The following is a 21,457-nucleotide window of genomic DNA, read 5'->3' as shown; positions in this document are numbered from 1 at the left end:
AATGGCGAACGAGACACCCGAGGCTGGACCCCTGACCGGATATACCGTCGTCGATCTCTCTCGTGCCCTGGCCGGCCCTCATGCAGGAATGATGTTCGGCGATCTCGGTGCGCGGGTGATCAAGGTCGAGAACCCCGGCAAGGGCGATGACTCCCGGTCCTGGGGACCTCCCTTCGTCGGCCCCGAGGACAACCCTCAGGCCACCTACTTCTTCTCGTGCAACCGCAACAAGGAATCCATCGCCCTCGACCTCAAATCCGACACGGGCAAGGACACCCTGACCGGACTCATCGCACGCGCCGATGTGCTCATCGAGAACTTCCGCTCCGGAGTCCTCGACCGCCTCGGCTTCTCCACCGCCCGCTGCATGGAGATCAATCCGCGCCTGGTCATCCTCTCCATCACCGGATTCGGCCATGACGGTCCGGAAGCCTCCCGCGCCGGCTATGACCAGATCGCTCAGGGCGAAGCCGGGCTGATGTCGCTGACCGGTTCGGGACCCGATGATATGCAGCGCGTGGGAGTGCCGATCGCCGACCTGCTCGCCGGAATCTACGGCTCATACGGTGTGCTGGCGGCCCTGCTCGAACGCGAACGCACCGGCAAGGGCAAGGTCGTGCGCACCTCGCTCATCGCGGGAATGGTCGGCGTCCACGCTTTCCAGGGAACCCGTGCCACGGTCGCCGGTCAGGAACCGCAGCCCGGCGGCAACCACCACCCCTCGCTGTCGCCCTACGGCCTCTTCACCTGCCGCGACGGCGCCGTGCAGATCTCCGTGGGCAACGAGAACCTGTGGCAGAAGTTCTGCGCTGCCTTCGACATCGATCCCGCCACCGAGGGCATGGCCGTCAACTCCGAGCGGGTGGAGAACCGCCCGGCGGTCATCGAACTCATCGAAGACCGCTTCTCCGCCTACGATGCAGCCGATCTGCTGAACAGACTCACCGAGGCGGGAATCCCGTCCGGCACGGTGCGCACCCTGCCCGAGGTCTACGAGTGGGAGCAGGCGCTCAGCCAGGGACTCAAGGTCTCCGTCGACCACCCCGTGCTCGGCGACATCGACCTGCCCGGACCGCCGCTGCGCTTCTTCGACGCCGATTCCTCCGGCGAGGTCGAAACCACCCGCACCGCTCACGATGCCCCGCCGCTGCTCGACGAAGACGCGGAATCCATCGTGGCGTGGCTCGCCGACGGAAACTGAACGGAACCGCCATGACGCGTCTCAACGCACTCGAGCTCGTCGACATCGTCCTCGACGAGGGATCGTATCTGTCCTGGGACACCACCCCCGTCCAGCCCGCCGGCGGGATCTCTGATGCCTACGCCGCTGAACTCGACGCAGCGGCGCAGAAGTCCGGAGTCGACGAATCCATCATCACCGGCGAAGGCACCATCGCCGGCCGTCGCGTGGCCGTGATCGCCGGCGAATTCCGCTTCCTCGCCGGGTCGATCGGCGTGGCCGCGGCCGAACGTCTCGTCGACGCCATCGAACGTGCGACGCTCGAAGGTCTGCCCCTGCTGGCCGGTCCCGCCTCGGGCGGCACCCGCATGCAGGAGGGCACCATCGCCTTCCTGTCGATGGTGAAGATCACGAACGCCGTCATCGCCCATCGCAAGGCCGGACTGCCCTACCTCGTCTACCTGCGCCATCCCACCACCGGAGGAGTCTTCGCCTCCTGGGGATCGCTGGGGCACGTCACCGTGGCCGAACCCGGATCCCTCATCGGATTCCTCGGCCCCCGAGTCTTCGAGGCTATCTACGGAGAGAAGTTCCCGGAGAACGTGCAGACCGGGGAGAACCTGCACAAGATGGGCATCGTCGACGCCGTCATCGGACCCGAACGCATCGCCGGCACGGTCTCCCGCGTCCTCGACGTGCTCATGGGCGCCAAGGAAGTTCCCAGCCCGGTGCCGGACCCGGACACGGCCCCGGACAGCGTCGACCCGAACTCCGATGCCTGGGCCGCGATCACCAGCTCGCGTCGCCCCGAACGCCCCGGAGTCCGTGATCTGCTGCGCACCGCAGCGAACACCGTGCTGCCGCTCAACGGCACCGGCGAAGGGGAGAAGGACCCCGGACTGCTGCTGGCCCTGGCGAAGTTCGGTTCCGCACCGTGCATCGTCCTCGGCCAGGACCGATTCCGGCAGGACTCCCGCGCACCCATGGGCCCGGCGGCCCTGCGTGAGGCCAGACGCGGAATGCGATTGGCCGCGGAGCTGCACCTGCCGCTCGTGACCGTCATCGACACCCCCGGCGCTGCCCTGTCGAAGGAAGCCGAAGAAGGCGGCATCGCCGGCGAGATCGCCCGCAGCCTCGCCGACCTCGCCAACCTCGACGCTCCGTCCGTCTCGCTCATCCTCGGTGAGGGATCCGGGGGCGGAGCACTGGCCCTCATCCCGACCGATCGGGTGCTCAGCGCCGAACACGGCTGGCTTTCGCCCCTGCCGCCCGAAGGCGCTTCGGCGATTGTGCACCGCACGACGGAGAGAGCCGCCGAGATGGCTCAGAGCCAGGGCGTGCACGCTCCCATGCTGCAGGCCAACGGAGTCGTCGACCGGATCATCGCCGAGCATCCCGACGCCAGCGACGAACCGCTCGACTTCGTCGCCCGGGTCGGTGAGACACTCGAATACGAACTCATCTCGCTCATGCGCGAACCTTCGGCCAGGCGCCTGGCCCGCCGGATGGATCGCTACCGGGGCCTGGGAATCTAGGAGGACTGCGTGGTAGCTGTCAGAGTCATCCCCTGTCTGGACGTGGACGGCGGACGCGTCGTCAAGGGAGTGAAGTTCGCCGACCTCAGGGACGCCGGCGACCCCGTCGAGCTCGCCCGCCGCTACGGCGAGTCCGGTGCCGACGAACTCACTTTCCTCGACGTCACGGCCAGCAGCGGTGATCGGGAGACCGTCCACGACGTCGTCCGCGCCTGCGCGGAAGAGGTATTCATCCCACTCACCGTCGGCGGAGGGATCCGCAGCGTCGCCGACGTCGACCGGCTGCTGCGCGACGGAGCCGACAAGGTCTCGGTCAACACCTCGGCGGTGAAGAACCCGGAACTCATCAGCGAGATCTCCCGACACTTCGGCAACCAGGTCCTCGTCCTCTCTCTCGACGCCCGCCGCGCTCAGGGCGCGAGTACGGAATCCGGCTTCGAGGTCACCACTCGCGGCGGCCGCGAAGGCACGGGCCGCTGCGCCATCGACTGGATCCGGGAAGCCGCCGACCGCGGGGTCGGCGAGATCCTGCTCAACTCCATCGACGCCGATGGCACACGTGAGGGATTCGACCTCGAACTCATCCGTGCCGCCCGCGCCGCCGTCGATGTGCCGCTCATCGCCTCGGGCGGTGCCGGAGCGGTCGAACACTTCGTTCCGGCGGTGGAAGCCGGAGCCGATGCCCTGCTGGCCGCCAGCGTCTTCCACTTCGGCACACTGAGCATCGCCGAGGTCAAGGACGCCCTGCGCGGCCAGGGAATCGACGTCCGATGAGCAGCGACATCGACGCGACTCCGGAGAACTGGCGGGAGATCATCCGAACGAACGCCGACGGGCTCATCCCCGTCATCGTCCAAGAGGCCACGAGCGCAGAGGTGCTCATGCTCGCGTGGATGGACGTCGAAGCCGTCTCCCGCACACTGGAGACGAAGCGGGCCACCTACTGGTCCCGCTCCCGGCAGGAGTACTGGGTGAAGGGGGAGACCTCGGGCCACGTCCAGCACCTTCGCTCGCTCAGCCTCGACTGTGATGCCGACGCCCTGCTCATGCTCGTCGACCAGACCGGACCCGCCTGCCATACGAACACCCCGACCTGCTTCACCGGAAGGACCATCAGTGTCGACTGACCCAGCGGCGAACCCCACGAACCTGCCGATCCGACCCAGCCTCGACCAGTTCCGCGCCCTCGGCGCCGATCATCGGCTGGTGCCGGTCCACACCCAGGTGCTTGCGGACTCGGAGACACCGCTGAGCCTCTACCGCAAACTCACCGACGGCGGACCGGGCAGCTTCCTCTTCGAATCCGCCGTCGCCGGATCCTGGGCCAGGTACTCCTTCATCGGCTCGGCGCCCGTGGCCACCCTCATCTCGACCGAAGACGGATTCCACTGGACCGGCACCCCTCCGGTCGGCATCCCCACCGAGGGCGACGTCCTCGACGCGGTCACCGCCACCCTCGATCTCCTCGCCGTGGCCGAAGCGGAATCGGCGCTGCCGCCCATGGTCTCGAGCTTCGTCGGCTACTTCGGATGGGACATCGTCCGTCGCTTCGAGAGGCTCGGGCCGCCGCGGCCCAATGAACACCACCTGCCGACCGTGCAGCTGATGATCCCCGGCGATATCGCCGTCTTCGACCACTATTCGGGAATGGTCACCCTCGTGGCCAACGTGTTCAACGTCAACGGCGCCGATACCGGCATCGACGACGCCCATGCTTCAGGAGTCGCCCGCATCGCCGCGATGTGTGAGCGTCTGCAGCAGCCCAACCCGGCAGATGTCCTGCGCCCCCGGAAAGCCGACCCCGAGGTGGCCACCCGCACTCAGCCGCAGGTGTACCTCGACGGTGTGGAGACGGCGAAGCAGAAGATCGTCGACGGGGAGATCTTCCAGGTCGTCGTCGGCCAACGATTCGACACCCCGTGCGATGCCGATGCGCTGAGCGTGTACCGGATGCTGCGACATGCGAACCCGAGCCCCTTCATGTACCTGCTCAACCTCCATGACGACGGAGGGGAACCGGTGAGCATCATCGGCTCCTCACCCGAAGCGCTCGTGACCGTCCGGTCAGGAGAGGTGGTCACCCACCCGATCGCCGGTTCCCGCCCCCGCGGGACCACACCTGAAGCCGATGACTCCCTGGCCCGAGAACTCCTGGCCGATGAGAAGGAACGAGCCGAGCACCTCATGCTCGTCGACCTTGCCCGCAATGACCTGGCGAAGGTCTGCGCAGCCGGAACCATCGACGTCAGCGAGTTCATGGACATCGTCCGCTACAGCCACATCATGCACATCAGCTCGACCGTGCGCGGCGAACTCGAACCCGGAACCACGGCCATCGATGTGCTGCGGGCGACGTTCCCCGCCGGCACTCTGTCGGGCGCGCCCAAACCCCGGGCGCTGCAGATCATCGACGAGCTCGAACCCGTCGGACGCGGAATCTACGGGGGAGTGGTCGGCTATATGTCCTTCACCGGCGACCTCGACCTCGCCATCGCCATCCGCACCGGGGTGCTCCGGGACGGCACGATGAGCGTCTATGCCGGAGGCGGACTCGTCGCCGACTCCGTGCCCGAGACCGAGTACCAGGAATCCGAGAACAAGGCCGCAGCGGTGCTGCGTGCCGCCGCCGCGGCCGACGCATTGGATGCGGCAGAAGGAAGTCAGAGGTGAGGCCATGACGAAATCACGCGGAGTCCTCATCATCCTCGTCATCGCCGCTGCACTGTGGGCGCTGACGATCTCCGCCTGGCAGGCCGGCGCCGGAGGCGACACGCTCGGACCCAGCGGAGTGGCGAAGGTCACCGAGGATGCGAGCTCCCAGACCTCACCCGTGGCCACCGCGTGTGTGGCGATCATCGCGGTTTCGGGACTGCTCGCCGCGATGCTCGGACGGATCGGCCGCTTCGTCGTCCTGGGACTGGCCGGCATCGCCGGAATCGGCTACGGGATCACCGCACTGAGCGCCGCCTCGGCGCCGGGAGCCACCTCCTGGGCGATCATCGCCGCAGTGGCCGCAGGCATCGGCGTCATCGGCATCGTCTGGGTCGCCGTCGCCTCGAACGGGTGGACGAACTCCAACCGCTACGCCCGCACCGCCGAATCCGCCTCCGGGGAATTCGATTCTGCCGCGACCTGGGACGCACTGTCCCGCGGAGAAGACGTCGAAGACGCACCCGACGACGAAACGTCGTCCGACCCGGATGCCGACCCGGATTCGAAATGACCTTGTGACCGGGTCGGTGTCCGGTCAGCCGAAGAAGCGTGACACAATGGAGGAAAGATTCCACACGCGTGTCACGCACTCACACAAAGGAGCGCCATGTCGCAGTCCCTCGCCCGCAACGGAGCCGCAGATCTCGACAAATCCACGATCGACTATGCAGCGATCGCCGATCCCGGTCACGGCAACTCGGTGGCGGGATGGACCGGAGTCATCATCATGCTCATCGGCGTCACGGTCGGCTGTGTGGGCTTCACGATCCACAACCCCACGATCACCTACATCTCCATCGGCATCGTCGCCCTCGGCGTCGTCGTCGGCCTGATCCTGCGCGCCGTCGGACTGGGCAACAAGCCGAAGAAGAAATGACAGTCCTCCTCGACATCATCTCCGGCGTGCGGGAAGATCTGCAGGCACGCCGGAACGAGGTTCCGCTGAGCGAGATCACGGCGCGTGCCGCGGCGGCCGAACCGGTCCGCCCCTTCGACCTGTCCGCCGACTTCGGCGTCATCGCCGAGGTCAAGCGGAAGTCGCCCTCCCGTGGTGACCTCGCCGAAATCCCCGACCCCGGCACTCTCGCCGGTCTGTACGCCGCCGGGGGAGCCCGGGCCATCAGCGTGCTCACGGAATCCCGCCGCTTCAACGGCAGCCTCGCGGACCTCGACTCGGTGCGCGCTGCCGTGGACATCCCGGTCCTGCGCAAGGACTTCATGGTCGACGAATACCAGTTCCATGAGGCCCGTGCCCACGGTGCCGATATCGTTCTGCTCATCGTCGCGGCCCTCGATCCCGTGCAGCTGGCCGAATTCCACGCCCTGGCCACGGAACTGGGGATGACGGCGCTCGTCGAGACCCACAACCGCGAAGAGCTGGAGATCGCGACGGAGCTCGGTGCCGAACTCATCGGCGTCAACACCCGCAACCTCAAGGATCTCAGCGTCGACACCGACCGGTTCGCGCCCCTGGCTGAACTCGCTCCCGCCGGATGCACCCTCGTGGCCGAGTCCGGCGTCGCCGGAGCGGCCGAGGTGTCGAAGTACGCTGACGCCGGAGCCGACCTCGTGCTCGTCGGCGAAGCCCTCGTCACCGGCGGCCGTCCGCAGGCCGCAGTCGAGGAGTACACCGCACTCGGCCGGGAACGCCGCTCCCTGTCCGCATCCTGAACCCCGCCCGCGTCGGCCGCTGCACGTGACCGACGATGGGCTGACACTGCACCCATTCCGGCGTCCGGTGAGGCGGAGTCCCTCCGTCCCACAGGTCGGCGCCACGAGGAGATCGAGAAGGACCGCAATGACCGATTTGAGCGAGGAGACCGGACCGTACTTCGGCGAGTTCGGAGGCAGGTTCATCCCCGAGGCGCTGATCCCGGCACTCGACGAGATCGAAGAGACCTGGCGCAAATCCCAGGTGGATCCGGCCTTCACCGACGAACTCCTCACCTTGCAGCGCAGCTACATCGGTCGGCCCTCTCTGCTCACCGAGGCGACACGCTTCGCCGAGCACTGCGGCGGTGCGCGCGTGTTCCTCAAACGCGAAGATCTCAACCACACGGGCAGCCACAAGATCAACAACGCGCTGGCTCAGGCTCTGCTGGCCAAGCGGATGGGCAAGACCCGTCTCATCGCCGAGACCGGAGCCGGTCAGCACGGCGTCGCCACGGCGACCGCCGCAGCGCTGCTCGACATGTCCTGCGTGGTCTACATGGGCGAAGAGGACACTCAGCGTCAGGCCCTCAATGTCGCGCGCATGCGTCTGCTCGGAGCCACGGTCAACGCCGTGACCAACGGCACCCGCACCCTCAAGGACGCGATGAACGAGGCCATGCGCGATTGGGTGGCCAACGTCGACGACACCCACTATGTCATCGGCACGGTCGCCGGTCCTCACCCGTTCCCGGCGATGGTCCGCTCCTTCCAGAACGTCATCGGGGTCGAAGCCCGCGAACAGATCCAAGACATGGTCGGTCGCCTGCCCGACGCCGTCTGCGCCTGCGTCGGCGGCGGATCGAACGCGATGGGACTCTTCGCCGCATTTCTCGGCGATGCGGACGTGAAGATCTTCGGCTTCGAGGCCGGCGGCGAAGGCGTCGACTCCGGCCATCACGCCGCCCGGTTCTCCGGCGGACGCCCTGGTGTCCTCCACGGCTCCGCCACCTACATCCTCCAGGACGCCGACGGACAGACCCAGGCCTCCCACTCGGTCTCCGCCGGGCTCGACTACCCATCGGTCGGCCCCGAGCACTCCCACCTCCACGACACCGGACGTGTGACGTACGAACCCGTCGTCGACGAGGAGGCGATGGAGGCCATGCGACTGCTCTCCCGCACGGAGGGCATCATCCCCGCCATCGAATCCGCTCACGCTCTGGCCGGAGCCATGCGCGTCGGTCGTGAGCTCGGACCCGATGCGGTCCTGCTGGTCAATCTCTCCGGCCGCGGCGACAAGGATATGACGACCGCCGCGAAATGGTTCGACTACATCGACGAAGGAGCGGTGCAGGTATGACGCACTCAGGTCCACGCACAGGAACCACCCTCGACGCCGTCGCCGAGGCGGGCCGCAAGGCCGCACTCATCGCCTACCTGCCCGTCGGCTTCCCGACCGTGACGGGTTCGACCGAGGCGATGGTCGAACTCGTCCGCAACGGCGTCGACATCATCGAGGTCGGTCTGCCGTACTCCGACCCCGGAATGGACGGACCCGTCATCCAGCGCGCCGGTGAGGCTGCATTGGACAACGGTGTGCGCACCTCCGATGTCTTCACCGCAGTCGAGGCCATCGCCGAAGCCGGCGGCACCGCCGTCGTCATGAGCTACTGGAACCTCGTGCTCCAGTACGGCGTCGACAGCTTCGCCCGTGATCTCGCCTCGGCCGGAGGCGGCGGAATCGTCACCCCCGATCTCATCCCCGATGAGGCGGGCCCGTGGCTGGCAGCGTCTGAGAAGCACGACCTCGACCGCATCTTCCTCGCCGCCCCCTCGTCGACGCCCGAGCGACTCGCCCGCATCGTCGAGCACAGCTCCGGGTTCGTCTATGCCGCCTCGACCATGGGTGTCACCGGCGTCCGCTCCGAAGTCGACAACCATGCCCGCGATCTCGTCGCCCGGCTGAAGGAAGCCGGCGCCGAACGCGCCTGCGTCGGCCTCGGCGTGTCGAACCGGGAACAGGCAGCCGAGGTCGCCGAATACGCCGACGGCGTCATCGTCGGCTCCGCGCTCGTTCGGGCGCTGGACTCCGAGGGAGTGGCCGGAGTCGGTCGACTCGCCGCCGAGCTCGCAGAAGGGTGTGCATGAGCTTCAGCCCGGCATGGGTCGTCTTCACCGTCCTCGGCATCGGACTCGCGCTGTGGATGACAGGCATCCAATGGCGCGCCCGCGGCGGCCATAAGGGAGACCTGTGGGCCATCACGGTCGTCGGTCTGCCTGCAGCGATCATCGGCGGACGCCTCGGACATCTGCTCTCGGCGCCGGAGACCTACTTCGGCCCCGACGGCAGCCCTGTCCGGGCGCTGGCCGTCTGGGACGGCGGATTCAGCTTCTGGGGAGCCACCATCTTAGGCTTCCTCTCCGTCTGGGTGCTCACCCGCATCCAAGGCATCAGGTTCCGACCGCTGCTCGACTCGGTCGCACCGGGGCTCATCCTCGGCCACGTCGCCGGAGCCTTCAGCGACTGGTTCGACGGTCGCCTCGAACTGGTCACGGTGCTCACCGAATCGGCGTGGAACCTCATCGCCTGTGTTGTGCTCATCATCGTGTCCAAACGCCTCCGGCTCGGCTACGGACAGGTATTCGCCCTGTATCTGTGCCTGTTCGGCCTCGGCCGCATTCTGCTCGAGGCCCTGCGGATCGGCACCCCCGCCGCCGAGGACGCGCGCCTGCTCCTCGGACTGCCGTTCAACGTGTGGACGGCCATCCTCGCCCTGCTCATCGGCCTCGGCTGGCTCATCGTCTCCCGCCTGCGTCACCGCACCTACGAGACCGGCGTCTACATGCAAGGGTCCCGGACCCTGCTGCGCCGCCATCGCCGCGGAAAGCACACCTTCGAGATCAATGCACCCAATATCGCCGAGGCGGCCGAGACCTCCGGAGCTCCGCTGCCATCCGTGGCGCGGGTGGCCGACCCCGATGACCGCGCGATCGCGGACGTGCCCGTCGCCGCGGCTGATACCGAGGCTGACGATAGGGAGATCGAGCGCGAATCAGACATCGATCTCAGTGGCCGCCACAGCTTCGGTTTCTTCGGAGCCGTGACCTCGGCGATCTCGATCGTGCCCGATGTGCGCGGAAATTCGGCGCCTGCCAACCACGAAGTGAACCCGCGAACGTCCGACAAATGAGACGAATTGGTTCGCGGTTCGTTCCTTTGTCTGCTTTTTCTGAAATTGCACATGGTGTAAATTAGGACTCCGGCTGTGAGAGTGATCTCACAGCCGGGTTCGGAAACGCTGTTTTTCGGACTCGTCCACACCGCAAGGGACAGCGCCGTCTTTTCGGGAAGCACTCAACACCGAGAAGGCAGCATATGAACCACAGCGCTCAGTCGATCCCCAAGACCACGGCCCCACCTGGCCGTATCGGGCTCTACGATCCGGCGCTCGAACACGATAACTGCGGCCTCGCACTCATCGTCCGCTACCGCGGATCTGCCGACCACGAGGTCGTCGAACAGGCCCTGACCGCTCTGCGCAAGCTCGAGCACCGAGGCGGCATCGGCTCGGACGAGGGCACCGGCGACGGTGCGGGCATCACTCTCCAGGTGCCCCATGACTACTTCGCCGAGGTGCTCGCCGCCGACGGCATCGACCTGCCCGAGCCCGGCGCCTACGCCGTGGGCGTGGGATTCTTCGCCCAGGACTACGGCCGCGATCTCAAGGCTGCAACCCCGCCGCTGTCGGAGAACGTGTCCCCGGACTTAGGTGCCGGCGCCGCGGCCGGCGACGAAACCCAGGACGACCTCGTCGCCCGCATCGCCGCCGAGGAGGGCCTGCGCGTCCTCGCGGTGCGGGATGTGCCCCACGATGACAGTGTGCTCGGCGAAATCGCCCGATCGACCATGCCGCGGATGCGCCAGGTCTTCCTCGCTTGCGACGAGCGCTACCCGGCCCGTGACGACGCGGACCTCACCCGTCGCGCATACATCGTGCGCAAGCGACTCGACCACGCGGGCATCTACTTTCCCTCGCTGTCCCCGGCGACCATCACCTATAAGGGGATGCTCTCGACCGGTCAGCTCGCCTCGTTCTACACAGAACTCCACGACGAGCGGCTGACGTCGCGGATCGCACTGGTCCACTCGCGCTTCTCGACGAACACCTTCCCGTCGTGGCAGCTGGCCCAGCCATTCGGCACGATCGCTCACAACGGCGAGATCAACACCGTGCGCGGCAACCGCAACTGGATGCAGGCCAGGGAATCGAAGCTCGCTTCCGAACTCCTCGTCTCTCCCGTGCCCGAGACCTCGCGCAGCCTCGACCGGCTGTGCCCGATCGTGCCGCCCGGTGCCTCCGACTCGGCGTCGTTCAATGCCGTCGTCGAGCTCATGGTCGCCTCCGGAAGATCGCTGCCGCAGGCGATGCTGATGATGATCCCCGAGGCCTGGGAGAACAATCCGGGCATGGGTGAGGAGCGTCGGGCCTTCTACGAATATCATTCGCTGCTCATGGAGCCCTGGGACGGTCCCGCCTGTGTGGCCTTCACCGACGGCCGGCTCGCCGGCGCCGTCCTCGACCGCAACGGCCTGCGCCCGGCCCGGTACGTGATGACCGAGGACACGGTGGTGCTCGCCAGCGAGGTCGGAGTCGTCGATCTGCCCGAGTCCGAGGTCGTCGCACGCGGCCGTCTCACCCCGGGCCGCATGTTCCTCGTCGACACCGAGTCCGAGCGCATCATCTCCGACACGGAGATCAAGAACCAGCTCGCCACCGACCACCCCTATTCCGACTGGGTAGACAGCTGCTCGAAGCGATTGAAGGATCTGCCCACCCGCGTCCACGTCACTCACCCGCAGTCCTCAGTCAGGCGCCGTCAGCGCACTTTCGGCTACACCGAGGAGGAGCTGCGAATCCTCATCTCGCCGATGGCCGAGACCGGGGCCGAACCGCTGGGTGCGATGGGCACGGACACCGCGATCGCCGCGTTGAGTCAGCGACCTCGTCTGCTCTTCGACTACTTCCACCAGAACTTCGCTCAGGTGACGAATCCGCCGCTCGACTCGATCCGCGAGGACATCGTGACGAGCATGGCTGCCGGGATCGGCCGAGAGGGCAATCTGCTCGAGTTCTCGAAGCCCGACTCCGCGCACATCCTGCTCGACCAGCCGGTCATCGACAACGACGAGCTCACGGCGATCGCGCACGTCAAGGGCAGCCACCTCGGCGTGGAGAACGCACACCCCTCCGTGATCCTCTCCGGCCTCTACTCGGTCAACGGGGGAGATGACGCGATGGCCGATCGTCTCGAGGCGCTGTGCGCCGAGGCGAGCGCGGCGATCGAGGCCGGCGCCGTGTTCATCATCCTCTCCGACCGGGACTCGACGGCCGATCTCGCTCCGATCCCGTCGTTGCTGCTCACCTCGGCGCTGCACCACCACCTTGTGCGCGAACGCTCGCGGACGAGGGTGAGCATCATCGTCGAGGCCGGTGACGTCCGCGAGGTCCACCATGTCGCGACCCTCGTGTCCTTCGGTGCATCCGCGGTCAATCCGTACCTCGTCATGGAGTCCGCCGAGGCGCTCGTCCGTTCGGACCGGATCCGGGGCATCAGCGAAGAGGCCGCAGTTGCCAACGTGCTCACCGCGCTCAACAAGGGACTGCTCAAGATCATGTCCAAGATGGGCATCTCGACCGTGCAGTCCTACCACGGGGCCCAGACCTTCGAGGCTCTGGGTCTGTCCGAGGCATTCATCGACAAGTACTTCACATCGACTCCGCACCAGCTCGGCGGCAGGGGCATCAGGGAGATCACAGCGGAGACGAATGCCCGCCACGGGGACTCCTACCGCGATGATCACCCCCGCCCCTCGCACCGCAACCTCAACGTCGGCGGGGAGTACCAGTGGCGTCGCGAAGGGCCGGAGCATCTGTTCAACCCGGAGACGATCTTCAAGCTCCAGCACTCCACCGCCACTGGACGCTTCGACATCTTCGGCCAGTACACGGCACAGATCAACGAACAGTCGCGCGAACTCATGACGCTGCGCGGTCTCTTCGACCTCGTTCCACGCGAATCGGGCCCGATCGACATCTCCGAGGTCGAACCCGCCGAGGAGATCATGAAGCGGTTCTCGACCGGAGCGATGAGCTACGGTTCGTTGTCCCAAGAGGCCCATGAGACCCTGGCGATCGCGATGAACCGGATCGGCGGCAAGTCGAACACGGGCGAAGGCGGCGAGGACACCGAGCGGCTCATCGACCCCGAGCGCCGTTCGGCGATCAAGCAGATCGCCTCGGGACGCTTCGGCGTCACGAGCCACTACCTCACCGAAGCCGACGATCTGCAGATCAAGATGGCGCAGGGAGCCAAGCCCGGCGAGGGCGGGCAGCTGCCAGGGACGAAGGTCTACCCGTGGATAGCGAAGACTCGCCACGCGACTCCGGGCGTCGGGTTGATCTCGCCGCCGCCGCACCATGACATCTACTCGATCGAGGACTTGGCCCAGCTCATCCACGATCTCGGTCGCGCCAACGCCAAGGCCCGGGTCCACGTCAAACTCGTGTCCGCGATCGGCGTGGGCACGGTGGCTGCCGGAGTGGCGAAAGCCGGTGCCGACGTCGTCCTCATCTCCGGGCACGACGGCGGAACCGGAGCGAGTCCGCTCAATTCGCTCAAGCACGCGGGCACTCCCTGGGAGCTCGGCCTCGCCGAGGCCCAGCAGACCCTCGTGCTCAACGGTCTGCGCGAGAAGGTCAGCGTACAGGTCGACGGTCAGCTCAAGACCGGCCGGGATGTCATCATCGCAGCCCTGCTCGGCGCGGAGGAGTTCGGGTTCGCGACCACGGCCCTCGTCGTCTCCGGCTGCATCATGATGCGCGTGTGCCACAAGGACACATGCCCGGTGGGTGTGGCGACCCAGAACCCGAAGCTGCGCGAGCGCTTCCACGGTCAGGCCGATCACGTCGTCAACTTCTTCACCTTCATCGCCGAGGAGGTCCGCGCCTACCTGGCGGCGCTCGGCCTGCGCAGCCTCGATGAGGCCATAGGCGCGGTCGAGCGGCTGAGCATCGACGAGGAGCGGGCAGCCGCAACGGGGCTCGACCTCGATCTCGCATCGATCCTCAAGGTCCCCGTCGACCTCCACGGCAGCTCCGACGTCGCACGCAAATGCGGCGAACGCGTCGACCGCGGCTTCGCCGACGAGCTCGACCTCCAACTGCTCGAGCAGGCCCGAGACGCCATCTCGGAGGGCACGGAGACGACGATCACCTCGGCGATCGAGAACACCGACCGCTCGGCGGGCACCTTGCTCGGCCATCACGTCACTCTCGCCCACGGGCAGGCGGGCCTGCCGGAGCACACGATCCGGCTCGAGCTGCGCGGAACTGCAGGGCAGTCCCTCGGTGCCTACCTGCCGAAGGGTGTCAGCATCGAACTCCACGGTGATGCAAACGACTATGTCGGCAAGGGCCTGTCCGGAGGAATCGTCAGCGTTCGGCCGCATGCGGAGAACCCCACCCGACCCGAACACAACGTCATCGCCGGCAATGTGCTCGGCTACGGGGCGACGGCTGGCAAGCTGTTCGTCTCCGGACAGGTGGGGGAGCGGTTCCTCGTCCGCAACTCCGGCGCCGAGGCGGTCGTCGAGGGCATCGGCGACCACGGCCTCGAGTACATGACTGGAGGTGTGGCCGTCATTCTCGGCGGCACCGGCCGGAACTTCGCCGCAGGCATGTCCGGCGGCACCGCCTATGTGCTCGACTTCAATCCCGCCCGACTCAATCCGAAGGAGCGGGCGGCCGGCGTCTTCCGTTTCACCGGTGTCGGCGTGGACGATATGGAGATTCTCGAGCGGCTGCTGCGTGAGCATGTCGAATGGACTGCCTCACCGCTGGCCGGCGAGCTCCTCGACGGACTGCGCCGAGGGCAGGACGTCCTCTCCCGCTTCACGAAGATCATCCCCGTCGCCTACGCGACGGTCAAAGACATCCAGGACGAGTTCGCCGCGGCCGGCAAGGCCGTCGACTCGGACGAGGCCTGGCACACAATTCTGGAGGCCACCAATGGCTGATCCGCACGGATTCCTCACAGTCGAACACCGGGAGCTGCCGAAGCGGCGCCCCGTCCCGATCCGTCTCATGGACTACAAGGAGGTCTACGAGGCGGGTGATCCCGAGCAGCTGCGACGGCAGGCATCACGCTGCATGGACTGCGGCATCCCCTTCTGCCATCAGGGCTGTCCGCTGGGCAACCTCATCCCGGAATTCAACGACGCGATGTACCGCGGCGAGCTCCCCCGCGCCGTCGAACTGCTTCACGCGACGAACAACTTCCCGGAGTTCACCGGGCGTGCCTGTCCGGCCCCGTGCGAGAACGCCTGCGTTCTCGGCATCAACCAGCCGGCAGTGACTATCAAACAGGTTGAGGTCACCATCGTCGATCAGGGCTTCGACGCCGGTCTCATCCAGCCGATCATCCCCGAGCGGATCACAGGCCACACGGTCGCCGTGATCGGATCCGGTCCCACCGGGCTGGCCGCAGCCCAGCAGCTGACCCGAGCCGGGCATACGGTCGTCGTCTACGAACGCGCCGACCGCCTCGGGGGGCTCCTGCGCTACGGCATCCCGGACTTCAAGCTGGAGAAGCACCACATCGATCGTCGACTCGATCAGATGCGTGCGGAGGGCACCCGCTTCAAGACTTCGGTCGAAGTAGGACGCGATGTGACGCTCGAGTCCCTGCGTTCGAGCTTCGATGCCGTCATCGTGTGCACGGGTGCGACGGTTCCGCGCGACATGCCGATCCCCGGCCGCGATCTCGACGGGGTCGAATTCGCCATGGACTACCTCGTGCCCTCGAATCGGGATCAGGCGGGCGACCATCGCGGGCCCGAGGCCGACTCGTCGGCGTTCATCGACGCCGCGGGCAAACACGTCATCATCATCGGCGGCGGGGACACGGGCGCCGACTGCCTGGGCACGGCCCTGCGCCAGAAGGCGGCCTCTGTGACGACCCTGGCGATCGGCGCCCAGCCGCCCGCCGAACGCAGTGAGAGCGATCCGTGGCCGACCGTTCCTCGCATCTTCGAAGTCCAGTCCTCGCACGAGGAGGGCGGAACGCGGAAGTACCTCGCCTCGACCACGCGCTTCGTCGGCGACGACACCGGCCGCGTGAGCGGGATCGAGGTCGCCGAGACCCAGTTCGTCGACGGCCGCCGGATTCCGACACCGGGCACCGAACACGTCCTTGAGGCCGATCTCGTGCTGCTGGCACTGGGATTCTCCGGACCGGAGTCGGAATCGTTCGGTCTCGACGTCGCCGAGACCGGAGCCTTCACCCGTGATGACTCCTACGCTTCGGCGACCCCCGGAATCTTCGTCGCAGGCGATGCCGGACGCGGACAGTCGCTCATCGTGTGGGGCATCGCCGAGGGGCGCGCCGCGGCCGCCGAAGTCGACCGGTTCCTCACCGGGTCGACGAGGCTGCCGGCGCCCGTTCAGCCCACCGACACGGGGTTCAAATGCTAAGATAGTTCATGTCAGACACTGAGAACGGGTGGTGGGGGCGGTACAGCGAAGTGCCGCACCCGCACAGCCCGTGACCAGCGGAGAGCGGTGGCGACCGCCCGCTGAGACTTTAGGTAGGGTGGAGCGTATGAGGCGTGCAAAGATAGTCGCAACTTTAGGTCCGAACCAGAACTCCTATGAAGAGATCCGCGAGCTCGTCGATGAAGGCGTCGATGTCGCCCGATTCAATCTGAGCCACGGAAAACGAGAAGAGCACGAAGAGAAGTTCGCCTGGGTCCGCCAGGCCGCCCTCGACACCGGACGGCCCGTCGCCGTCCTGTTGGACCTGCAGGGTCCGAAGATCCGCGTCGGCACCTTCGCCAACGGGAAGGAAGAGCTCGTCGAAGGGGCCTCCTTCACCATCACCAGCCGTGACGTCCCCGGCACCGCAGAGCTCGTGTCCACGACCCTGCCTACCCTGGCCGAAGACGTCTCCGTGGGCGATCCGCTGCTCATCGACGACGGGCGCCTGCGCCTGCGCGCCACCGAGGTGACCGACACCGATGTGATCACCGAGGTCGAGATCGGCGGAACCATCTCCAACCACAAGGGCATCAACCTCCCCGGCGTCCCGGTCTCCGTCCCCGCCCTGTCGGAGAAGGACGTCGACGATCTCAAATGGGGGCTGCAACTCGGCTTCGACTGGGTGGCCCTGTCCTTCGTCCGCAGCCCCGAGGACATGAACGATGTGCGCGCGGTCATGGACGAGGTCGGCATCACGGCTCCTGTCATCGCCAAGCTCGAGAAGCCGCAGGCGGTCGACCAGCTCGATGAGATCATCGACGCCTTCGACGGAATCATGGTCGCCCGCGGCGACCTCGGCGTCGAGCTGCCGCTCGAGCAGGTGCCGATCGTGCAGAAGCGGGCCGTCGAGATCGCCCGCCAGCAGGCCAAGCCCGTCATCGTGGCCACGCAGATGCTCGAGACGATGATCGATGCTCCGCGACCTACCCGTGCCGAGGCCAGCGACTGCGCGAACGCTGTCCTCGACGGCGCCGATGCGCTCATGCTCTCCGGCGAGACCTCGGTGGGCGCTCACTGGGTCGAGGCGATCCGGACGATGAGCCGGATCATCGGCTCCACCGAAGAGCACGGTCTCGAACGGATTCCGGAACTGGGCACCGTCCCGCACACGAAGGGCGGAGCCGTCACTGCCGCGGCCGTGCAGATTGCTGAGCAGCTCGATATCGATCTCCTGTGCACCTTCTCACAGACCGGCGACTCCGTGCGGCGCATGTCGCGGCTGCGTCCGGCTTGGCCGATCCTCGGCTTCACCCCCGATCCGCAGGTCCGCCACCAGCTGGCGCTGACCTGGGGAGTCCGTCCGTACCTCGTGAAGACCGTGCGCCACACTGACCAGATGGCGCGCCAGGTCGATGCCGTTCTGCTGGCTGACGGCACGGCCCGCGAAGGCGATCAGAGCATCCTCGTGGCCGGGTCGCCTCCCGGGATCCCCGGTTCGACGAACGCTCTGCGCATCCACACCATCGGTGATGCCGCCAAGGGTGTGGCTGCCGCCTACCAGGACGCCTCGGACTCCGAGGAGGACCCGCTGGCCGGATACGGAGTCGTGGCCGAAGCGCCTATCACCCGTGAGGTGCCGATCGTGCGCGAGGGCCACTCACCCCGACACTGACCGCCATCAGGCTCAAACGCCGGCGGCGTCCGCCCCCCCCATGATCACGGGGGCGGACGCCGCCGGTGTCTCTGTGTTCGGAGCCGGATGCGGACCGATTCCGAACTGCGAGACAGATCACAGGAAAGCGGGGAATTTTGCAGATTGCTCAACAGTTGTGCTCTCTGTTGCCTAATCCTCCCTGCGGATCTGCCAGGGGAGGACCCGCTAGGAGAGGAATTCAATGAGACTGCCCGCGTGGAGCAAGTCCTTCGGAGTGCAGGTGACCATCGCACTCATCGCCGGTGTCATCCTCGGGCTCATCGCCCGCTCATGGGGACCGGTCAGCGACACCGCTGACAACTGGCTCGGCCAGACCCTCGACACCATCGGCTCGTCGTATGTCACGCTGCTCAAGGCCGCTGTCGTCCCACTGGTCATCACCGCGATCATCGCGAGCATCGGCAACCTGCGCAAGGTCACCAACGCCGCCAGACTGGCGATGTCGACCCTGCTGTGGTTCGCCCTCACCGCCCTCATCGCCGTCGTCCTCGGACTCATCATCGGCATCGTCATGCAGCCCGGCGCCCACGCCGATGCCGCTTCGCTCAACGCCGGTGCACCCGACTCCCAGGGCAGCTGGCTGGGCTTCCTCACCGGACTGATCCCGGTGAACTTCCTCGGTCTCGAGGTGGCCACCGCGCCCGATGACGCCGGAGTCATGACCTCCGAGGTCAACTTCAACATCCTCCAGCTCATCATCGTCTCCGGTGCCATCGGCATCGCCGCGGTCAAGGTCGGCAAGGCCGCAGAGCCGTTCCTCCAGTTCACCGAGGCGGCCCTGGCCGTGGTCCAGAAGGTCGTCTGGTGGATCGTGCGCATCGCCCCGATCGGCACGCTCGGCCTCATCGGCAACGCCGTGAACTCCTACGGCTGGTCGACGATGGGCTCGCTGCTGTGGTTCGTCGTTGCCGTCTACATCGGCCTCGCGATCGTGTTCTTCATCGTCTACCCCGCCCTGGCCCGCGCCAACGGACTCTCGGTGCGCCAGTACTTCTCCGGTGTCTGGCCGGCCACTCAGATGGGCTTCGTCTCCCGGTCCTCGATCGGCACCATGCCCGTGACGCAGAAGGTCGCCACCGACAACTTCGGAGTGCCCCACTCCTACGCCGCCTTCGCCGTGCCCTTCGGCGCGACGACGAAGATGGACGGCTGCGCCGCGATCTATCCGGCCATCGCCGCGGTGTTCGTCGCACAGTTCTTCGGAATCGATCTCTCACTCATCCAGTACCTGCTCATCATCTTCGTCGCCGTCATCGGCTCGGCCGCCACGGCCGGCACGACGGGTGCGACCGTGATGCTCACTCTGACCCTGTCGACCCTGGGCCTGCCCCTCGAGGGCGTCGGCCTGCTGCTGGCCATCGAGCCGATCGTGGACATGGGCCGCACCGCGCTCAACGTCTCCGGTCAGGCACTCGTCCCGGCCATCGTGGCCAAGCGGCATGAGATCCTGGATGTCGAACGCTACGATGCTTCGCGCATCAACGGCTACGTTCCGACCGAGGAGGATGCAGATGTCGACGAGGCCCGCACCGAGGATGCCCGCAGCCAGAGTTGATCTCCTCCCGGCCGAGGGGCTGGCCGAGCATGATGTCGGGCAAGTGACCTCACTTCTCGGCCGCCTCGTCGAGGCAGGTGCCGCGCTCGGCTGGGTCTCAGCTCCGCCTGTCGTGGAGATTGCGGATCTCGTCGGCAGCCTGGCCGCGGGCACTGACACCGGGGATTCCGCTGCGGCAATCGCTCGCACCGGAACCGAGGTCACCGGCTTCGCGTACTGGAATCGGTACACTCGCCCGACGTTCCGCCCACATGTCGACATCGAAAAGGTGGCTGTCGCCCCGGATGCTCAAGGGCAGGGGGTGGGCAGGAAGCTGATGGAGGCGCTCATTCGGGCGGCTCGTCTCCACGGGACTGAGGTCGTCACTCTCGATCTGCGCGGAGACAATGTGGCCGCCATCGGGCTCTACGAATCCCTCGGCTTCACCCGATACGGACGACTTCCGGACTTCGTGGCGGTGGGGGAGAAGCGGTACGACACGCTGCTGTACTCTCTCGACCTGCGCACGGGGCGCTGATACTCGGTCGCCAATCGGCTCCCGGGAAACACAGAAGGCACTGTCGACATCACGTTCGACAGTGCCTTCGTCCGTACCGGATGCGGGACTCGAACCCGCACGTCTTTCGACAATGCATTTTGAGTGCACCGCGTCTACCGATTCCGCCAATCCGGCTCGTCACGAGCAGTCCCTTGCGGACCGCCTGTGCAACGGGGACGATTCTACTGCGCGCGCGGACCGATTGCACAATCGCCACCCGCCGAGGATGCCCTCCGGTGGCCACCATCACCGCCCGTGGCCACCCTCACAGAATAAACTTCCGGGTCCGCTGGCCATGACGCTGAGCGCCTGGTCTAGACTGGTGCCGTGCTTTCAAACAGGGAAGAATCAACTTCAGATGAGTCCGTGCCGGTCCGCCGCGTAGTCGTGGCCGAAGACGAGGCCGTGATTCGTCTTGATATCGTAGAAATGCTCCGCGAGGTCGGCTACGACGTCGTCGGTGAGGCTGCGGACGGCGAATCCGCCATCCGCCTGGCTGAGGAGCTGCGCCCGGACCTCGTCGTCATGGACATCAAGATGCCCATCCTCGACGGAATCTCCGCCGCCGAGCGCATCGCCCGCGCCCGCATCGCCCCCGTGGTGCTGCTCACCGCCTTCTCGCAGAAGGAGCTCGTCGAGCGGGCCCGCGATGCCGGTGCCATGGCCTATGTCGTCAAGCCGTTCACCTCGGCCGACCTCATCCCGGCCCTGGAGATCGCGCTCTCTCGCCATGCCGAGATCAGCTCGCTCGAGTCCGAGATCTCCGATCTCACCGAACGCTTCGAGACCCGCAAACTCGTCGAGCGCGCCAAGAGCCTGCTGCAGACTTCTATGGGGCTCAGCGAGCCCGAAGCCTTCCGCTGGATCCAGAAGACGTCGATGGACCGCCGCCTGACGATGCGCGAGGTCGCGGAGACCGTGCTCAAACAGATCGGCACGAAGAAGTAATCACCTCCCGGACCGGTGAAGGTCCGGACCCGGAACCCGAGAGGGCCGGCGGATCCCGCGATGGATTCGTCGGCCCTCTGCTTTCG

The 21,457-nt window shown here is 66.7% G+C and carries 17 protein-coding genes and 1 tRNA gene; 17 read left to right on the top strand and 1 reads right to left on the bottom strand.

Translation table 11 applies throughout. The features are described 5' to 3' along the window. The first annotated feature begins 1 nt into the window (after position 1). From ACSBQT_RS04675 to ACSBQT_RS04600, 16 genes are all read left to right on the top strand, one after another. Positions 2-1,201, top strand: coding sequence for a CaiB/BaiF CoA transferase family protein (locus tag ACSBQT_RS04675; protein ID WP_410711411.1), 1,200 nt, complete (start codon positions 2-4; stop codon positions 1,199-1,201). Positions 1,202-1,212: 11 nt separating this feature from the next. Continuing rightward, positions 1,213-2,715, top strand: coding sequence for a carboxyl transferase domain-containing protein (locus ACSBQT_RS04670; RefSeq protein ID WP_410711410.1), 1,503 nt, complete (start codon positions 1,213-1,215; stop codon positions 2,713-2,715). A gap of 9 nt (positions 2,716-2,724) precedes the next feature. Then, a complete protein-coding gene (gene hisF, locus ACSBQT_RS04665; RefSeq protein ID WP_173152521.1) occupies positions 2,725-3,489 on the top strand; it encodes an imidazole glycerol phosphate synthase subunit HisF in 765 nt (254 codons plus the stop codon). Beyond that, on the top strand, positions 3,486-3,842 hold the full coding sequence (gene hisI / locus ACSBQT_RS04660) for a phosphoribosyl-AMP cyclohydrolase (RefSeq protein WP_173152519.1): 357 nt from the start codon (positions 3,486-3,488) through the stop codon (positions 3,840-3,842). Before hisF ends, hisI begins: the two co-directional genes overlap by 4 nt. Then, on the top strand, positions 3,745-5,385 hold the full coding sequence (trpE, locus tag ACSBQT_RS04655; RefSeq protein WP_410711409.1) for an anthranilate synthase component I: 1,641 nt from the start codon (positions 3,745-3,747) through the stop codon (positions 5,383-5,385). Before hisI ends, trpE begins: the two co-directional genes overlap by 98 nt. Positions 5,386-5,389: 4 nt before the next feature. Next, the gene (locus ACSBQT_RS04650) at positions 5,390-5,938 is read left to right on the top strand and encodes a Trp biosynthesis-associated membrane protein (RefSeq protein WP_410711408.1); all 549 of its coding nucleotides are present in this window, start codon (positions 5,390-5,392) and stop codon (positions 5,936-5,938) included. A gap of 96 nt (positions 5,939-6,034) precedes the next feature. Continuing rightward, positions 6,035-6,304, top strand: coding sequence for an HGxxPAAW family protein (locus ACSBQT_RS04645; RefSeq protein ID WP_173152511.1), 270 nt, complete (start codon positions 6,035-6,037; stop codon positions 6,302-6,304). Further along, the gene (trpC, locus tag ACSBQT_RS04640) at positions 6,301-7,098 is read left to right on the top strand and encodes an indole-3-glycerol phosphate synthase TrpC (RefSeq protein WP_410711407.1); all 798 of its coding nucleotides are present in this window, start codon (positions 6,301-6,303) and stop codon (positions 7,096-7,098) included. The genes ACSBQT_RS04645 and trpC overlap by 4 nt, the downstream gene beginning before the upstream one ends. Before the next feature lie 127 nt (positions 7,099-7,225). Further along, positions 7,226-8,440: a tryptophan synthase subunit beta gene (trpB, locus tag ACSBQT_RS04635; RefSeq protein WP_264798710.1), complete on the top strand. Its 1,215-nt coding sequence runs from the start codon at positions 7,226-7,228 to the stop codon at positions 8,438-8,440. Next, positions 8,437-9,228, top strand: a complete 792-nt coding sequence (trpA, locus tag ACSBQT_RS04630) for a tryptophan synthase subunit alpha (protein ID WP_410711406.1) — start codon at positions 8,437-8,439, stop codon at positions 9,226-9,228. The genes trpB and trpA overlap by 4 nt, the downstream gene beginning before the upstream one ends. After that, on the top strand, positions 9,225-10,271 hold the full coding sequence (locus ACSBQT_RS04625; protein WP_435001014.1) for a prolipoprotein diacylglyceryl transferase: 1,047 nt from the start codon (positions 9,225-9,227) through the stop codon (positions 10,269-10,271). Before trpA ends, ACSBQT_RS04625 begins: the two co-directional genes overlap by 4 nt. Positions 10,272-10,456: 185 nt before the next feature. Continuing rightward, entirely contained in the window at positions 10,457-15,157 is a 4,701-nt protein-coding gene (gene gltB, locus ACSBQT_RS04620) for a glutamate synthase large subunit (RefSeq protein ID WP_410711404.1), read from the top strand. After that, entirely contained in the window at positions 15,150-16,613 is a 1,464-nt protein-coding gene (locus ACSBQT_RS04615) for a glutamate synthase subunit beta (RefSeq protein ID WP_410711403.1), read from the top strand. Before gltB ends, ACSBQT_RS04615 begins: the two co-directional genes overlap by 8 nt. Positions 16,614-16,740: 127 nt before the next feature. Beyond that, entirely contained in the window at positions 16,741-18,288 is a 1,548-nt protein-coding gene (gene pyk, locus ACSBQT_RS04610; RefSeq protein ID WP_435001013.1) for a pyruvate kinase, read from the top strand. Positions 18,289-18,511: 223 nt separating this feature from the next. Then, complete coding sequence (locus ACSBQT_RS04605) at positions 18,512-19,885, top strand: dicarboxylate/amino acid:cation symporter (protein ID WP_435001012.1); 1,374 nt, start codon at positions 18,512-18,514, stop codon at positions 19,883-19,885. Next, the gene (locus ACSBQT_RS04600) at positions 19,842-20,402 is read left to right on the top strand and encodes a GNAT family N-acetyltransferase (RefSeq protein WP_410711400.1); all 561 of its coding nucleotides are present in this window, start codon (positions 19,842-19,844) and stop codon (positions 20,400-20,402) included. Before ACSBQT_RS04605 ends, ACSBQT_RS04600 begins: the two co-directional genes overlap by 44 nt. Before the next feature lie 74 nt (positions 20,403-20,476). Here the strand turns inward: ACSBQT_RS04600 and ACSBQT_RS04595 are convergent. Further along, positions 20,477-20,558 (bottom strand) — tRNA-Leu (locus tag ACSBQT_RS04595). A 192-nt stretch (positions 20,559-20,750) separates the two neighbouring features. Between ACSBQT_RS04595 and ACSBQT_RS04590 the strand changes: the two genes are divergently transcribed. Beyond that, positions 20,751-21,371 (top strand): ANTAR domain-containing response regulator, encoded by a 621-nt coding sequence (locus ACSBQT_RS04590; RefSeq protein ID WP_435001011.1) that lies wholly within the window; start codon positions 20,751-20,753, stop codon positions 21,369-21,371. Positions 21,372-21,457 lie beyond the last annotated feature (86 nt).

This window comes from Brevibacterium sp. H602 (assembly GCF_051172395.1).
Taxonomy (GTDB): Bacteria; Actinomycetota; Actinomycetes; order Actinomycetales; family Brevibacteriaceae; genus Brevibacterium.
Note: the sequence above shows the minus strand (reverse complement) of the source record. Positions and strands in the feature narration are given on the sequence as shown.

What these genes read in the sequence shown, in the direction of transcription:
- ACSBQT_RS04675 (WP_410711411.1), top strand. Translation starts at nt 2, where the DNA reads ATGGCGAACGAGACACCCGAGGCTGGACCCCTGACCGGATATACCGTC.
- ACSBQT_RS04605 (WP_435001012.1), top strand. Translation starts at nt 18,512, where the DNA reads ATGAGACTGCCCGCGTGGAGCAAGTCCTTCGGAGTGCAGGTGACCATC.
- ACSBQT_RS04625 (WP_435001014.1), top strand. Translation starts at nt 9,225, where the DNA reads ATGAGCTTCAGCCCGGCATGGGTCGTCTTCACCGTCCTCGGCATCGGA.
- pyk (WP_435001013.1), top strand. Translation starts at nt 16,741, where the DNA reads ATGAGGCGTGCAAAGATAGTCGCAACTTTAGGTCCGAACCAGAACTCC.
- gltB (WP_410711404.1), top strand. Translation starts at nt 10,457, where the DNA reads ATGAACCACAGCGCTCAGTCGATCCCCAAGACCACGGCCCCACCTGGC.
- ACSBQT_RS04615 (WP_410711403.1), top strand. Translation starts at nt 15,150, where the DNA reads ATGGCTGATCCGCACGGATTCCTCACAGTCGAACACCGGGAGCTGCCG.
- trpA (WP_410711406.1), top strand. Translation starts at nt 8,437, where the DNA reads ATGACGCACTCAGGTCCACGCACAGGAACCACCCTCGACGCCGTCGCC.
- ACSBQT_RS04650 (WP_410711408.1), top strand. Translation starts at nt 5,390, where the DNA reads ATGACGAAATCACGCGGAGTCCTCATCATCCTCGTCATCGCCGCTGCA.
- ACSBQT_RS04670 (WP_410711410.1), top strand. Translation starts at nt 1,213, where the DNA reads ATGACGCGTCTCAACGCACTCGAGCTCGTCGACATCGTCCTCGACGAG.
- trpB (WP_264798710.1), top strand. Translation starts at nt 7,226, where the DNA reads ATGACCGATTTGAGCGAGGAGACCGGACCGTACTTCGGCGAGTTCGGA.
- trpC (WP_410711407.1), top strand. Translation starts at nt 6,301, where the DNA reads ATGACAGTCCTCCTCGACATCATCTCCGGCGTGCGGGAAGATCTGCAG.
- ACSBQT_RS04645 (WP_173152511.1), top strand. Translation starts at nt 6,035, where the DNA reads ATGTCGCAGTCCCTCGCCCGCAACGGAGCCGCAGATCTCGACAAATCC.
- ACSBQT_RS04600 (WP_410711400.1), top strand. Translation starts at nt 19,842, where the DNA reads ATGTCGACGAGGCCCGCACCGAGGATGCCCGCAGCCAGAGTTGATCTC.
- trpE (WP_410711409.1), top strand. Translation starts at nt 3,745, where the DNA reads ATGCCGACGCCCTGCTCATGCTCGTCGACCAGACCGGACCCGCCTGCC.
- hisI (WP_173152519.1), top strand. Translation starts at nt 3,486, where the DNA reads ATGAGCAGCGACATCGACGCGACTCCGGAGAACTGGCGGGAGATCATC.